Source organism: Streptomyces albidicamelliae, assembly GCF_025642175.1.
GTDB classification, from domain to species: Bacteria; Actinomycetota; Actinomycetes; order Streptomycetales; family Streptomycetaceae; genus Streptomyces; species Streptomyces albidocamelliae.
In genome coordinates, this window is the sequence record NZ_CP106795.1 from 2513509 (window position 1) to 2528880 (window position 15372).

General features: G+C 72.8%; 10 protein-coding genes and 1 pseudogene. 4 read left to right on the forward strand and 7 right to left on the reverse strand.

The window, feature by feature from the left end:
- Window positions 1-44 precede the first annotated feature (44 nt).
- The 7 genes from murD to rsmH form a co-directional block, all read right to left on the reverse strand.
- Entirely contained in the window at window positions 45-1487 is a 1443-nt protein-coding gene (murD, locus tag N8I86_RS11675) for a UDP-N-acetylmuramoyl-L-alanine--D-glutamate ligase (protein WP_263277730.1), read from the reverse strand.
- Window positions 1469-2539, reverse strand: a complete 1071-nt coding sequence (mraY, locus tag N8I86_RS11680; protein WP_073892907.1) for a phospho-N-acetylmuramoyl-pentapeptide-transferase — start codon at window positions 2537-2539, stop codon at window positions 1469-1471. The genes murD and mraY overlap by 19 nt, the downstream gene beginning before the upstream one ends.
- Window positions 2539-3954 carry a UDP-N-acetylmuramoyl-tripeptide--D-alanyl-D-alanine ligase gene (locus N8I86_RS11685; protein ID WP_073892910.1) on the reverse strand — a complete coding sequence of 472 codons (1416 nt, stop codon included), beginning with the start codon at window positions 3952-3954 and terminating at the stop codon, window positions 2539-2541. Before N8I86_RS11685 ends, mraY begins: the two co-directional genes overlap by 1 nt.
- A 4-nt stretch (window positions 3955-3958) precedes the next feature.
- A complete protein-coding gene (locus N8I86_RS11690; protein WP_123438176.1) occupies window positions 3959-5479 on the reverse strand; it encodes a UDP-N-acetylmuramoyl-L-alanyl-D-glutamate--2,6-diaminopimelate ligase in 1521 nt (506 codons plus the stop codon).
- A 177-nt stretch (window positions 5480-5656) separates the two neighbouring features.
- Window positions 5657-7621 (reverse strand): peptidoglycan D,D-transpeptidase FtsI family protein, encoded by a 1965-nt coding sequence (locus tag N8I86_RS11695; RefSeq protein ID WP_317633605.1) that lies wholly within the window; start codon window positions 7619-7621, stop codon window positions 5657-5659.
- A gap of 5 nt (window positions 7622-7626) precedes the next feature.
- Window positions 7627-8196 (reverse strand): cell division protein FtsL, encoded by a 570-nt coding sequence (locus N8I86_RS11700; protein ID WP_073892917.1) that lies wholly within the window; start codon window positions 8194-8196, stop codon window positions 7627-7629.
- Between the two features lie 88 nt (window positions 8197-8284).
- Window positions 8285-9241 carry a 16S rRNA (cytosine(1402)-N(4))-methyltransferase RsmH gene (gene rsmH, locus N8I86_RS11705; protein WP_123438174.1) on the reverse strand — a complete coding sequence of 319 codons (957 nt, stop codon included), beginning with the start codon at window positions 9239-9241 and terminating at the stop codon, window positions 8285-8287.
- A gap of 418 nt (window positions 9242-9659) precedes the next feature.
- Between rsmH and N8I86_RS11710 the strand changes: the two genes are divergently transcribed.
- The 4 genes and pseudogenes from N8I86_RS11710 to N8I86_RS11725 all read left to right on the forward strand — a co-directional run bounded on the left by N8I86_RS11710 (window position 9660) and on the right by N8I86_RS11725 (window position 15235).
- Window positions 9660-10208: a beta-class carbonic anhydrase gene (locus tag N8I86_RS11710; protein ID WP_263277732.1), complete on the forward strand. Its 549-nt coding sequence runs from the start codon at window positions 9660-9662 to the stop codon at window positions 10206-10208.
- Window positions 10209-10456: 248 nt separating this feature from the next.
- On the forward strand, window positions 10457-11497 hold the full coding sequence (locus N8I86_RS11715; RefSeq protein ID WP_073892923.1) for an AAA family ATPase: 1041 nt from the start codon (window positions 10457-10459) through the stop codon (window positions 11495-11497).
- A complete protein-coding gene (locus tag N8I86_RS11720) occupies window positions 11497-12858 on the forward strand; it encodes a DUF58 domain-containing protein (RefSeq protein WP_073892925.1) in 1362 nt (453 codons plus the stop codon). Before N8I86_RS11715 ends, N8I86_RS11720 begins: the two co-directional genes overlap by 1 nt.
- Window positions 12855-15235: pseudogene (locus N8I86_RS11725) on the forward strand (transglutaminase TgpA family protein). The gene N8I86_RS11720 and the pseudogene N8I86_RS11725 overlap by 4 nt, the downstream one beginning before the upstream one ends.
- Window positions 15236-15372 lie beyond the last annotated feature (137 nt).

Here is a 15372-nt window from a genome sequence, read left to right on the forward strand (position 1 = left end):
GTCCCACGCGTCCCTCCCTAGATCCGCCCGGCGGGCGGCCGGGGTCAGGCGCGCAGTTCGCGGACCGCCGCCGCGAAAGCGTCACCGCGCTGGTTGTAGTTGGTGAACATGTCCATGGAGGCGCAGGCCGGGGCCAGCAGCACCGTGTCGCCGGGCTGAGCGAGCCGCTTCGCCTCCGTCACCGCCTGGAGCATCGCCCCAGTGTCGGTCCGGTCGAGGTCCACCACGGGTACTTCCGGGGCGTGTCGCGCGAGGGCCTCGCGGATCAGCGCGCGGTCGGCACCGATCAGGACGGCGCCGCGCAGCCGCTTGGCCGACGTGGCGACGAGTTCGTCGAAGGTCGCGCCCTTCGCCAGACCGCCCGCAATCCATACGATCGGTTCATATGCCGCCAACGAGGCTTCCGCGGCATGGGTGTTCGTCGCCTTGGAGTCGTCGACGTACGCGACCCCGTCGATGTCGGCCACGTGCGCGATGCGGTGCGCGTCGGGACGGAAGTTCCGCAGGCCTTCGCGGACGGCGGCGGCGGGCACCCCGAAGGCGCGCGCGAGGGCCGCCGCGGCAAGGGCGTTGGCGATGTTGTGCGGGGCCGGCGGGTTGACGTCGGAGACCTCGGCCAGCTCCTGCGCGTTCTTGTGCCGGTCCGGCACGAAGGCGCGGTCGACGAGGATGCCGTCCACGACGCCGAGTTGGGAGAGCCCGGGCGTGCCGAGGGTGAACCCGACGGCGCGGCAGCCCTCCTCGACGTCGGCCTCGCGCACCAGGTCCTCGGTGCGCCCGTCGGCCACGTTGTAGACGCAGGCCACCTGGTTGCCCTCGTAGACGCGGCCCTTGTCGGCGGCGTACGCCTCCATGGAGCCGTGCCAGTCGAGGTGGTCTGGGGCGAGGTTGAGGACGGCCGCCGAGTGGGCGCGCAGGGAGGGCGCCCAGTGCAGCTGGTAGCTGGAGAGCTCCACGGCGAGGACGTCGTACCGCTCCTCCCCGAGGACCGCGTCCAGCAGGGAGACGCCGATGTTGCCGACGGCGGCCGTGCGCAGGCCCGCGGCCGCGAGGATGGAGGCGAGCATCTGCACGGTGGTGGTCTTGCCGTTGGTGCCCGTCACGGCCAGCCAGGGGGCCGCGTCGGGCCCGCGCAGGCGCCAGGCCAGCTCGACGTCGCCCCAGACGGGCACGCCGGCCTTCCCGGCCGCCAGGAACAGCGGCTTGTCGGGCTTCCAGCCGGGCGCGGTGACGATCAGCTCGGTGCCCTCGGGCAGGGTGGCGCCGTCGCCGAGGCGCACGGTGATGCCGAGCGCCTCCAGCTCCGCGGCCTGTTCGCGCGCGCGTGCGTCGTCGCCGTCGTTGACGACCGTGACGACCGCCCCGCGTGCGTGCAGCACCTTGGCCGCCGGGACGCCGGAGACGCCGAGCCCGGCGACGGTGACGTGCTTGCCCTGGAATTCGGAGGTCCCGGAAGGCACCGAGGAGGTCACTTGTCCGCTGCCCATCCTGCATAGAAGAGGCCAAGTCCGACAATCACACAGATTCCCTGGATGATCCAGAATCGGACCACCACGAGGACCTCGGACCAGCCCTTGAGTTCGAAGTGGTGCTGCAGTGGCGCCATCCGGAAGACGCGCTTGCCGGTGAGCCGGAACGAGCCGACCTGGATGACGACCGACATGGTGATGAGGACGAACAAGCCGCCCATGATGGCCACCAGCAGCTCCGTACGGGAGAGGATGGCCAGGCCGGTGAGGACACCGCCGAGGGCGAGCGAGCCGGTGTCGCCCATGAAGATCTTCGCGGGCGAGGTGTTCCACCACAGGAAGCCCAGGCAGGCACCCATCAGCGCGGAGGCGACCACGGCCAGGTCCAGCGGGTCGCGCACCTCGTAGCAGGCGCCCGGGTTGGTCAGGGTCTGCGCGTTGGCGCAGGACTCCTGGAACTGCCAGACGCCGATGAACGTGTAGGCGCCGAAGACGAGGACGGAGGCGCCGGTGGCGAGGCCGTCCAGGCCGTCGGTCAGGTTCACGCCGTTCGACATGGCGAGGATCATGAACAGCGCCCAGAGCACGAACAGCACCGGGCCGATCGACCAGCCGAAGTCCGTGATGAAGGACAGCTTGGTGGAGGCCGGGGTGTTGCCGCGGGCGTCGGAGAACATCAGCGACAGCACCGCGAAGCCGATGCCGACGATCAGCTGGCCGGCCATCTTCGCCTTGGCCCGCAGACCCAGCGAACGGCGCTTGACGATCTTGATGTAGTCGTCGAGGAAGCCGACCAGGCCCATGCCGAACATCAGGCCGAGGACCAGCAGACCCGAGTAGGTCGGCGCGTAACCGGTGATGAGCTTGCTCAGGAAGTACGCGGCGATCGTCGCCAGGATGAAGGCGATGCCACCCATGGTCGGCGTACCGCGCTTGCTGGCGTGCTCGCGCGGGCCGTCGTCGCGGATGTACTGGCCATAGCCCTTGCGGGCCAGCAGCTTGATCAGCAGCGGGGTGCCGACCAGCGTCAGGAAGAGGCCAATGACTCCTGAGAACAGGATCTGCTTCATCATCGGGCGGCAACCTCGCCCTCGGCACCGGACTCGGTGAGCGCCTGGGCAACGCTCTCCAGCCCCACCGAACGGGACGCCTTCACGAGTACGACGTCCCCCGGGCGCAACTCGCTGCGCAACAGGTCGATCGCCGCCTGTGCGTCGGACACGTGCACCGACTCCTCACCCCACGAACCCTCGTTATATGCGCCCAGTTGCAGCCAGGAGGCCTCAATCCCCCCGACGGCGACGAGCTTGCTGACGTTGAGCCGGACGGCGAGCCGTCCGACGGCGTCGTGCTCGGCGAGCGCCTCGTCCCCCAGCTCGGCCATCTTGCCGAGCACCGCCCACGTGCGGCGCCCCTTGCCCATGGCCGCGAGCGCCCGGAGGGCGGCCCGCATGGACTCGGGGTTGGCGTTGTAGGCGTCGTTGACGATGGTCACGCCGTCCGGGCGCTCGGTGACCTCCATCCGCCAACGCGAGAGGGAGCCCGCCTCGGAGAGCGCGAGGGCGATCTCTTCCGCGGACATGCCCAGCTCATGGGCGACGGCGGCCGCGGCGAGCGCGTTCGACACGTGGTGCTCACCGTACAGGCGCATGGTCACATCGCTTGCACCGGAGGGTGTGTGCAGCCTGAAGGCGGGCTGTCCGCTGTCCGTGAGTCGCACGTTCTCGGCGCGTACGTCCGCTTCGGCCGACTCTCCGAAAAGGACCACCTTCGCCTTGGTACGGGAGGCCATCGCCCGGACCAGCGGGTCGTCGGCGTTGAGGACCGCCGTACCACCGTCCGCCGCCGGGGGCAGCGCCTCGACGAGTTCGCCCTTGGCCTGGGCGATCTGCTCACGGCCGCCGAACTCGCCGATGTGGGCGGTGCCGACGTTGAGCACCAGGCCGATCCGCGGGGGTGTCAGTTCGGTGAGGTAGCGGATGTGCCCGATGCCGCGCGCGCCCATCTCCAGCACGAGGAACTGCGTCTCCTCGGTGGCGGACAGGGCGGTCAGCGGCAGCCCGATCTCGTTGTTGAGCGAGCCCGGCGTGTACACCGTCGGCGCCTTGCGTCCGAGCACCTGGGCGATGAGGTCCTTGGTGCTGGTCTTGCCCGCGGAGCCGGTCAGGGCGACGAGGGTGGCGCCGAGCCGGCGTACGACGTGCCGGGCGAGGGCCCCGAGGGCGGTCTGCACGTCCTCGACCACGATCGCGGGGACACCGACCGGCCGGGAGGCCAGCACGGCGACCGCGCCGGCCCCGGTGACCCGAGCCGCGTAGTCGTGGCCGTCCACGCGCTCGCCGACGAAGGCGGCGAACAGGCTGCCGGGCACCACTTCGCGGGAGTCCCGGACCACCGGTCCCGTGACCTGGACGGACGGATCCGGTATGTCGTGCGTCTGCCCGCCGACGACTTCTGCGATCTCGGCGAGGGAGAGGGCGATCACAAGTTCATCCCTGGGTCTTCTGGATAGCTTCGCGGAGCACCTGGCGGTCGTCGAAGGGACGGACCACGCCGGCGATGTCCTGGCCCTGCTCGTGGCCCTTGCCCGCGACCAGCACGGTGTCGCCGGGCTGCGCCCGGCCGACGGCGGCGGCGATCGCGGCGGCCCGGTCCTCGAAGAGGAGCACCTCGCCGCGCTCGTGGGCGGGCACGGAGGCCGCGCCCTGGAGCATGGTCGCGAGGATCGCGAGCGGATCCTCGGAGCGGGGGTTGTCGGAGGTCAGCACGGCCGTGTCGGACAGCCGGGCCGCGGCGGCGCCCATCGGGGCGCGCTTGGTCTGGTCGCGGTCGCCGCCGCAGCCGAGGACGACGTGCAGACGGCCCTTGGTGACCTTGCGCAGCGCCTTGAGCACCGACTCGACCGCGTCGGTCTTGTGGGCGTAGTCGACGACCGCGAGGTAGGGCTGCCCGGCGTCGACGCGCTCCAGCCGGCCCGGGACGCCGGGCACGGCGGCGACGCCGTCGGCGGCGACCTGCGGGTCGATCCCGGCCACGGCGAGGGCGACGATCGCGGCGAGGGTGTTCGCCACGTTGAAGGGCCCCGGCAGCGGCGACCTGGCGTGCACGCGCTCGCCCTGGGGGCCGACGACGGTGAACGTCGAGTCCATGGGACCGACCTCGACCCCCTCGGCGCGCCAGTCGGCGTCGGGGTGGCCCTCGGCGGAGTACGTGACGACCGGGACGGTCGCCTCGGCGGCGAGCCGGCGGCCGTACTCGTCGTCGGCGTTGACGACGCCGAGTTTGCTGCGCCGCGGGGTGAACAGCTGCGCCTTGGCCCGGAAGTAGTCCTCCATGTCGGAGTGGAACTCCATGTGTTCCGGGCTGAGGTTGGTGAACACGGCGATGTCGAAGACGCAGCCGTCGACCCGGCCGAGGACCAGGGCGTGGCTGGAGACCTCCATGGCGACCGCCTCGACGCCGCGTTCGCGCATGACGGCGAACAGGGCCTGGAGGTCGGTGGCCTCGGGGGTGGTGCGCTCGGACTTGATGCGCTCGTCGCCGATCCGCATCTCGACGGTGCCGATGAGGCCGGTGCTGCGGGTGGTCCGCAGGCCGCCCTCGACCAGGTAGGCGGTGGTGGTCTTGCCGGAGGTGCCGGTGATGCCGATCTGGAGCAGTCCGCGGCCCGGCCGGCCGTAGATGGTCGCCGCCAGTTCGCCCATGTGCGCGCGCGGGTCGTCGACGACCAGGACCGGCAGTCCGGTCGCCGCGGCGCGTTCGGCACCCGTCGGGTCGGTGAGCACGGCGGCCGCGCCCAGACCGGCGGCCTGGGTGACGAAGTCGGCTCCGTGCAGGCGGGCGCCCGGCAGCGCGGCGTAGAGGTCGCCGGGGCGGACGGCGCGCGAGTCGTGGGTGATCCCCGTGATCCCGGCGGATTCGGCGGGCGCGGCGGTACCCAGCTGATCGGCGAGCTCCGCGAGGGGTGTGGCGGAGACCTGAACCGGTCGCGGCGGTCCCGGATATGTCACGGAAGCGCCCTTCTGGGTGGTGGGGGACTGATCAGCGTGTGGCACGGCGGTGAGCGTACCGGGCGCACCCGCTCCGGAGCGAAGTGGAGGGTTCTCGGCCCCTTGGTTCCCGGCGTTCGGGGTGATCGTTGTCACGAGCTCGTTCCTGGTGTTTCCGGGGCGCTGATCAGGGCTTGATCAGGGCTTGTAGTCGACGGGCAGGTTGGCGGACTTCGCGCCGGTCGGCGGGACCTGGAGGGTCTTCAGGGCGAACTCCATCACCTGCTTGTAGATGGGCCCGCAGATCTGGCCGCCGAAGTAGCTGCCGACGGTGGCGTTCTGGATCGCGCAGTAGACGGTGATGCGCGGCTTGTCCGCGGGCGCGAACCCGGCGAACGACGACGTGTAGCCGCGGTACCTGCCGGTGGCCGGATCCACACGGTTGGCCGTGCCGGTCTTGCCCGCGACCCGGTACCCGGGGATACGGGCCTTCACGCCCGTGCCCTGCTCGTCGTCCACGACGGACTCCAGCATCCGCGCGAGTTCCCCGGCGGTCTTGGCGCCCACCACCCGGGTCTCCTCGGGTTTCGGCGCCGGGGTGAAGCGCCCGTCGGCGCCCTTGGTGCCACGCAGCAGGGACGGCTCGACCCGGATGCCGCCGTTGGCGATGGTCGAGTACACGGAGGCGGCCTGCATCGCGTTGATGGAGAAGCCCTGGCCGAAGGGGATCGTGTACTGCTGCGAGGTGGACCACTTCTGCGGCGGGGCGAGGATGCCGCGGGTCTCGCCGGGGAAGTCGAGCCCGGTGTAGCCGCCGATGCCGAACTTCCGGAGGTACGAGTACAGGACCTTGTTGGCCTCGGGCTGCGACTTGCCGAGTTCGCCGGTGGCCAGGATGGTGCCGATGTTGCTGGACTTGGCGAGGACGCCGTTGAGCGTGAGGTTCCAGGTGGCGTGGTCGATGTCGTCCTGGAAGAGCCGGTCCCCGCGGTGCAGCCGGTTGGGTACGACGACATGGGTGAGCGGGGTCGCCACGTTCCGCTCCAGCACGGCCGCCATCGACATGACCTTCGCCGTGGAGCCGGGCTCGTAGGCGTCCTGGAGGGCCGCGTTGCCCATGGCGTCGCCGTCGGCCTTCGACAGGTCGTTCGGGTCGAAGCCGGGCGAGTTCGCCATGGCCAGGATCTGTCCGGTGCGGGTGTCCTGGACGACGACGTACCCGCGGTCGGCCTTGGACTTCTTCACCTGCTCGCTGATCGCGTTCTGCGCCGCCCACTGGATGTCGCGGTCGATGGTGAGCTCGACGTCGGAACCGGGCACGGCGGGCGTCTCGGTGGACCCTGCCGTGGGCACCTCGCGGCCGCCGGACTGGGCGTAGCGGACCTTGCCGTCCTTGCCGGAGAGCTGCTTGTCCAGCTGCTGCTCGATGCCGCCGCCGCCCTTGCCGTCGGCGTTGACCCAGCCCAGTATCCCGGCGGCGAGATCGCCGTTGGGGTACACGCGCTGGCTGCTGGGGTCGGCGAAGACGCCGGCCAGCACGTTGACGGTGCCGCGGTCCGTCTCGGACTTCTTGGTGAGCGCGGTCTTGAGGTCCTTGATCTGCTTCCAGACCTGCGGGGTCTGCCGGGTGGCGAGCCGGGCGTAGCGGGAGTCGGGGTTGGCGGGCCGGAGCTTCTTGACGAGCTTGTCCCGGTCCTGGCCGAGGATCGGCGCGAGCAGCGTGGCGGCCTGCTCGGGGCCGTCGTCGATCTTCAGCTGCTTGGCACGGAACATCGTCGGGTCGGCCGTGATGTCGTAGGCGTCCTCGCTGATGGCGAGGGCCACGCCGTTGCGGTCGGTGATGCCGCCGCGTTCGGCCGCCAGGGTGTGGACCACGTAGCGGTTCTGCTCGGCGCGGGCCGCGTAGGCGCTCGCGTCGACGGCCTGGACCTGGAGCAACCGGACGACGAAGGCGAGGAGCACCAGGGTCAGGGCGAGGGCGACCAGGCGCAGCCGGGGCCGGGGGCTGCCGAGCCGGAGCGGCGGCGGGGGCATGGGCCGGGACCCGCCCGGGCGGCGGGCCGGACGGGCGCCGGGCGCGGGCCGGCGCCGGACGGCCTCCCGCGGCCGGGGAGGCCTGGCGGGCGCGGGCACGCGGCGGCGCGGCGGTTCCCTGTCGGACACTTCCGTCACCTGCCGGGGGTCGGGGTGGAGGCGGACTGGGGGGTGGCGAGCGGCGCGGCCGGCGGCGCCGGCGCCGGGGCCGTGGGCGCGCCCGGGGGCGGGGCGGGCGGCGCGGCGGTGGCCGCCGTGGGGGCCGGGGACGTGGCGGGGCCGACGGCCGGGTCCGTGGTCGCGGGTGGTGCTCCCGGCCCGGTGAGGGCGGCGGGCTCGGCGGCGGCGGGGCTGGGGACGCCCCTGACCCTGCCGTCGGGGTCGAGGAAGGCGGGGTCGCCGCCGGGGATCATGCCGAGTTCGCGGGCGCGGCGCTGCAGGGCGTCGGGGGACGAGTAGGCGTCGATGTCCCGCTGCAGGGCCTGTTCCGCGTCGGTGAGGTTCTTCGTCCGCCGCTGCAGGTCGGCGAGGCGGAACGAGCCCTCGCTGAGCGCGGAGTTCAGCACCAGCAGCCCGATGAGGCCGCCGCCGAGGAGCAGGACGACGAGGAGGACGAACGGGGTACGGGCCGCCCTGGCGCGGCCCGCCGGGAAGAGCCGGGCGAGCCGGGCCGCCCGGCCTTTCAGTGCGGGTTTGCTGCCCATCACTCCCCCAGCGGGGCGGGGTGGCTCCCCCGGTCGGCCGGGGAGGCGCTCCCCCGGCGGGTGGGGGAATGGAACCGACCCGTCTCGCTCACTCGGCGTCCTCCCTGATGCGCTCGGCGCCCCGCAGCCGGGCGGGTGCGGCGCGGCGGTTCTCGGCAACCTCTTCCTCGGTGGGAAGTTCGGCACCGCGGGTGAGCAGCTTGAGCCTCGGCTGGTAGCGCTCGGGGACGACCGGCAGCCCAGGCGGCGCGGTGGACGCGGCTCCGGCCGCGAACACCTGCTTGACCAGGCGGTCTTCGAGCGAGTGGTACGACAGCACGGCGATGCGTCCGCCGACGCCGAGGGCCTTCACGGCGGCCGGGATCGCCCGCTCCAGGACGGACAGTTCACCGTTGACCTCGATGCGCAGCGCCTGGAAGGTGCGCTTGGCCGGGTTGCCGCCGGTGCGCTTGGCGGCCTGCGGCAGGGAGTCGCGGATCAGCTCGACGAGCCGTGCGCTGTTGCTGAACGGCTCCTTCTCGCGCTCGCGGACGATGGCCGAGACGATCCGCTTGGCCTGCTTCTCCTCGCCGTACGCGCGCAGGATGCGCACGAGTTCGCCCGGCGGATAGGTGTTGAGGACCTCGGCGGCGCTGATGCCGGTCGTCTGGTCCATGCGCATGTCCAGCGGCGCGTCCTGGGCGTAGGCGAAGCCGCGGTCGGCCTCGTCGAGCTGCATGGAGGACACGCCGAGGTCGAACAGCACGCCCTGCACGCGCGGGACGCCGAGCCGCCGCAGCACCTCGGGGAGCTCGTCGTAGACGGCGTGCACGAGGGAGGCGCGGTCCTCGTACGGCGCCAGCCGCTCGCCGGACAGGCGCAGTGCCTCCTTGTCCCGGTCGAGGCCGATCAGGCGTGCCTCGGGGAACCGGGCGAGCAGTGCCTCGCTGTGGCCGCCGAGGCCGAGGGTGCAGTCGACGACCACGGCTCCCGGGCGCTCCAGGGCGGGCGCCAGCAGATCCAGGCACCGCTGGAGCATCACCGGGACGTGTCGACTCTGGCTCAAGGGGGCCTCTCAGGATCCGGCGTGGCCGTACGCACCGCCGGGTCCCCGCCCGCTCGTGAACGGGAGGCCTGCCGGCGCCGGAAGCGACAGCCGACCGGAAGCGGGAGGAGGCCGAGCCGTACGTACGCGCCGCGCACGTGGGGAGACGGTCCGGGCGGGTGCCGGGGTCTCCGGGGACTTCACCAGCAGGGAGGGCCTCGCCTCCCGCTTCGCGCCACTTTAGTCCACCCTGTCTCGCGGTCAATCAACCGGCCTGCGCGTCGCGTACCGCCTCACGGCCGGAACCGCAATTCGAACGGATTCATCCGGGTGACACCGGTTCGCCTTCGTGTGGGTTGGCTCACAACTCGCGGCGATGGCGTTCTTTGTCCCCCCTCACACCGGGCCGGGCCCGTACGTGACCAGTAACGTCGTCGGTATGACGACTTCTGCAGCAGTGCCCACCGGACCCGAAGGCGCCATAGCGACCGGCGGTACCGTCACCGACCGCCTCGTGGACGCGAACCAGCAGTACGCCGAAGCCTTCACCGACCCCGGCATGGACGCCCGCCCGGTTCTCCACGTCGCCGTCGTCGCCTGTATGGACGCGCGGCTCGACCTGCACAAGGCCCTCGGCCTGCAGCTCGGCGACTGCCACACGATCCGCAACGCGGGCGGCGTGGTCACCGACGACGTGATCCGCTCCCTGACGATCAGCCAGCGCAAGCTCGGCACCCGCAGCGTCGTGCTCATCCATCACACCGGCTGCGGCCTGGAGTCCCTCACCGAGGAGTTCCGCTCCGAGCTGGAGATGGAGGTCGGCCAGCGTCCGGCGTGGGCGGTGGAGTCCTTCCGGGACGTCGACCAGGACGTGCGGCAGTCGATGCAGCGGGTGCGCACCTCGCCGTTCCTGCTGCACACCGAGGACGTACGCGGGTTCGTCTTCGACGTGCGCACCGGTCTGCTGCGTGAGGTCGACCCGGCCTGACCGGAGCACCGGCCGGCCGCCCCGGACCGTCCCGCCCTCCCCGTATCGAAAATGTGGTCGGAACAGCCGTAAGGCCGACATCGTGCGGGCAGTTGTCCACAGGCGAGTGACACGAATCGGTAACGGCAGCAAGAATGCGGGGTGTGGCGTCACGCGGAACTGTTTCCGCGTGGTGTCCCTGTTTCGGGGTGGGCCGGTTTCGCGACACAGAGCGTCGGCCCGGGAAAGAACGGGCCGAGGAGGGCCGGGTGACGACCTATGACGATCGAGCGAGCCTCACTGATCTGACCGCCACGGTGGAACGGGTGCGCGGTTCGGTGGAAGGCGTGATCGAGGGCAAGCCCGAGGTCGTACGACTCGCGCTGACCGTGCTGCTCGCCGAGGGACACCTGCTGATCGAGGACGTGCCCGGGGTCGGCAAGACGATGCTCGCCAAGGCACTGGCGCGGTCCATCGACTGCTCCGTGCGGCGTATCCAGTTCACGCCCGACCTGCTGCCCTCGGACATCACGGGTGTCTCCATCTGGGACCAGCAGCGCCGGGACTTCGAGTTCAAGCCGGGCGCCATCTTCGCGCAGATCGTGATCGGCGACGAGATCAACCGCGCCTCGCCCAAGACCCAGTCCGCGCTGCTGGAGTCCATGGAGGAGCGGCAGGTCACCATCGACGGGCAGACCTACGAACTGCCCAGCCCGTTCATGGTGGTGGCCACGCAGAACCCGGTCGAGATGGAGGGCACCTACCCGCTGCCCGAGGCGCAGCGCGACCGGTTCATGGCCCGCGTCTCCGTCGGGTACCCGAGCGTCGAGGCCGAGTTGCAGATGCTCGACGTGCACGGCGGGGTCAGCCCGCTGGAGGACCTCCAGCCGGTGGCGCACGCGCACGAGATCGTGAAACTGGTCGAGGCGGTGCGCGGGGTGCACGTCTCCGAGGCGGTCCGGCGGTACGCGGTCGAGCTGGTCTCGGCCACCCGCAGCCATCCCGACCTCAGACTCGGCGCCTCCCCGCGGGCCACGCTGCATCTGCTGCGCGCGGCGAAGGCGTCCGCGGCCCTCGCCGGCCGGGAGTACGCCCTGCCGGACGACCTCCAGGCGCTCGCCGTCGCCGTCCTCGCCCACCGGCTGCTGCCCACCGCGCAGGCCCAGCTGAACCGCCGTACGTCCGAACAGGTGGTGCTGGAGATCCTCCAGCACACCCCGGTGCCCGCGACACCCGGACAGCAGCACGGCTTCGGCGGGCTCGGCCGCGGCGTGCCGGCCTATCCCCAGCAGCCCCCGCGGGGTCTGTGATGAGCGCCGGGGGGGCCGGGCAGGCGGACGCCGACCGCGGGGAGGCGGGCGGCGTCCGTACGGCCCTGGCGGGGCTCACCACCCGTGGCCGTTCCTTCCTGGCCGCCGGGATCGCCGCCGCGATCTGCGCGTACGTCCTCGGCCAGAGCGATCTGCTGCGGGTCGGTCTGCTGCTGGCCGCGCTGCCGCTGGTCTGCGCGGCGGTGCTGTACCGCACGCGCTACCGGGTGGCCGCGAACCGCCGGCTCTCCCCCGCGCGCGTGCCGGCCGCCGGCGAGGCCCGGGTGCACCTGCGCATGGACAACGTCTCCCGGCTGCCCACCGGCCTGCTGATGCTCCAGGACCGGGTGCCGTACGTCCTCGGTCCGCGGCCCCGGTTCGTGCTGGACCGGGTCGAGCCGGGCGGCAGCCGCGAGGTGTCCTACCGGGTCCGCTCCGACCTGCGCGGCCGCTACCCGCTGGGCCCGCTGCAACTGCGCCTCACGGACCCCTTCGGGATGTGCGAACTGACCCGGTCCTTCTCCACGTACGACACGCTGACCGTCATCCCGCGCGTGGAACCGCTGACACCGGTCCGGTTCAGCGGCGAGGCCATGGGCTACGGCGACGGGCGGCAGCGTTCGCTGGCCCTGGCGGGCGAGGACGACGTGATCCCGCGCGGCTACCGCTACGGCGACGACCTGCGCCGGGTCCACTGGCGCTCCACCGCGCGCTACGGCGAGCTGATGGTGCGCCGCGAGGAACAGCCCCGGCGCTCCCGGTGCACCGTGCTGCTCGACACCCGGGGCGGCGCCTACGAGGGCGCGGGCCCCGACTCGGCCTTCGAGTGGGCGGTCGCGGGTGCCGCCTCGGTGCTGGTGCACATGCTCGAACGCGGCTTCTCCGTCCGTCTGCTGACGGACGGCGGGAGCTCGGTGCCCGGGGAGGGCGCCGACGGGTTCGCGGGCGCCGGCCAGGAGACGGCGGAGGCGGCCGGACTGATGATGGACACCCTCGCGGTGATCGACCACTCCGACGGCACGGGCCTGTCCCGGGCGTACGACGTGCTGCGCGGCGGCAACGAGGGGCTGCTGATCGCCTTCCTCGGCGACCTGGACGAGGAGCAGGCCACGACGGTCGCGAAGATGAGCCGGCGCAGCGGCGGTGCCGTCGCCTTCGTGCTGGACCCGGACACCTGGGTGCGCGAGGCGACCGACGTGCCCGGCCCGGGCGACCGGCACGCGGAGCGGCTGCGCATGCTGCGCGAGGCCGGCTGGACGGCGCTGAGCGTGCCGCGCGGCGCCGCGCTGAACGATCTGTGGCGGCAGGCGGACCGGGAACGCTCGGGTCTGACCGCCGTCGGCGGGGAGGCCCTGGGATGAGCGGGCGGGCACGACTGGCCCTGTGCGCCGCCGCGGCCACACTGATGGCCTCCTGCGCGCTGCTGCCCCTGGTGGCCGAGCCGACCTGGCTGCTGCAACTGGTGCCGCTGGTGGCCGTGCAGACCGGGGTGGGCGCGGCGGCCCGGCGGGTCCCGCTGGGCCGGCCCCTGACGGTGGCGGCGCAGGCACTGGTCACCCTGATGCTGCTGACGCTGGTGTTCGCACGGGAGCACGCCCTCGCCGGGCTGGTCCCCGGGCCGGACACCTTCCGGTACCTCGCCGAGCTGCTCCAGCAGGGTGCGGACGACGTCAGCCAGTACGCCATACCGGCACCGCTCACCAACGGCATCAAGCTGATGCTGATCGGCGGCGTGCTGCTGATCGGCCTGCTGGTGGACACGATCGCGGTGACCTTCCGCAGCGCGGCCCCGGCCGGGCTGCCGCTGCTCGCGCTGTACTCGGTGGCCGCCGGACTGTCCGACGGCGCCGCCGACTGGCTGTGGTTCCTGGTGGCGGCGGCCGGCTATCTGATGCTGCTGCTCGCGGAGGGCCGGGACCGGCTCGCGCAGTGGGGCCGGGTCTTCGGCGGCGCGCCCGCACGCCGGGCTCACCGGATCCCGGCGTCGCGGCGCCCGTGCGCACCGGCCGCCGGATCGGCGCGGTCGCCCTCGGAGTGGCCCTGCTGGTGCCGGCGGCCCTGCCCGCGATGCAGGGCGGACTGCTGGACGCGGCGGGCACCGGCGTGGGGGCGGGCAACGGCAACGGGGGCACGATCTCCGCGGTCAACCCGCTGGTGTCCCTGCGCGACAGCCTGAACACCGACAACGACCGGCGGGTGCTGTCGCTGCGGACGAGCACGAGCGACATCTCGGACCTGTATCTGCGGATCGTCTCCCTCGACGAGTTCGACGGCACCACGTGGACGCCCGCCCGGCGGCATGTCGTCGGGGTGCCGGACGAGCTGCCCACACCCGTCGGCCTGGGCACGGACGTCAAACGCGGCAAGGTGCGGACGACGGTCACGGCGGCGGACTGGTACGCGCAGAACTGGCTGCCGATGCCCTACCCGCCGAGCGAGGTGAAGGTCGCCGGCCGCTGGCGCTACGAGCCCGTCGGGATGACGGTCGTCGGCGACCACGGCCAGAGCACCCGCGGGCAGACGTACCAGGTGACCAGCCTGAACGTACGGCCGACCGCGGAGCAGCTGGCGGACGCCCCGGAGCCGCCGGCGGCCCTGGAGCGCGCGTACACCCGGGTGCCGTCCTCGCTGCCCAAGGAGGTCTCCCGCACCGCGAAGGAGATCGCCTCGGGCGCGAAGAGCCACTACGAGGAGGCCGTCCGACTCCAGGACTACTTCGCCGTCAACGGCGGATTTCAGTACGACACCTCGGTGAAGGTCGGCCGCGGTCCGAACGCCATCGTGAACTTCCTGGAGCAGAAGGAGGGCTTCTGCGTCCACTTCTCCTTCGCGATGGCGGCGATGGCCCGCACCCTCGGCATCCCGGCGCGGGTCGCGGTGGGCTTCGCGCCCGGCACTCCGCAGGCCGACGGCACGGTGTCGGTGAGCGAGAGGGACGCGCACGCCTGGCCGGAGCTGTACTTCGAGGGCATCGGCTGGACCCGCTTCGAGCCGACCCCGACCCGCGGCACCACGCCGTCGTACACCCAGTCGGACACCCCCGGCGACGCGCTTCCGGACCCGGCCCTGCCGTCGAAGAACGCGTCGTCGGAGCCTTCGGCGGCCGCCTCGCCCAGCGAGAGCTGCGCGAACGAGCTGCGCCGGCTGCAGGCCTGCGACAGCCCGTCGGCCGCGGCGGCCCCGCACCCCGGGAACGGCGGGCCGAGCCCCTGGTGGCTGCTGCTCGTGCCGGGGGTCCTGGTGGCACTCGCGATCCCGCTGTCCCCGCTGCTGTGGCGGGAGCGGACGCGGTCCCGGAGACTGGGCGGACACCCGCGGACGCCCGAGGGCGCGGCCGCGCACACGCTGGCCGTCTGGCAGGAGCTGACCGACAGCGCCTGGGACCACGGCATCCCGCCGGACGAGTCGCTGACCCCGCGTGGTGCGGCCGCCCGGCTCGTGCGGCTCGGGCATCTGGACCCGGCCGACGGGGCGTCGGTGCACCGGGTCGCCGACGCGGTGGAGCAGGTGCTCTACGCTCCCCGGCCGAGCCCCGGCGCGGGTCTGGCGCAGGACGTGCGCCGGGCGATCGGCGCACTGGCGGGCAACGTGAGCACCGGGACCCGGCTGCGGGCGCTGTTCCTGCCCCGCTCGGCCGCACGGGTGCTGTGGGCGGTGTCGGACCGCTGGTCGGCGCTCAGGGCCCGGGCCGCCGCGGTCCGGCCGCCGCTGCGCCGGCCGTCGGGACAGCAGAACTAGGGCCCGTGGCCGCCGCCCGCTCTCCCCGGGCGCGGGCGGCGGCCACGGGCCGGCGGGGACCGGTCGCGCCCGAGGAGACGGCCGGCCCACCACGGAGCGGACACGGCCGGGGCCGGCCGCCCCGGAGCACGTCCGAG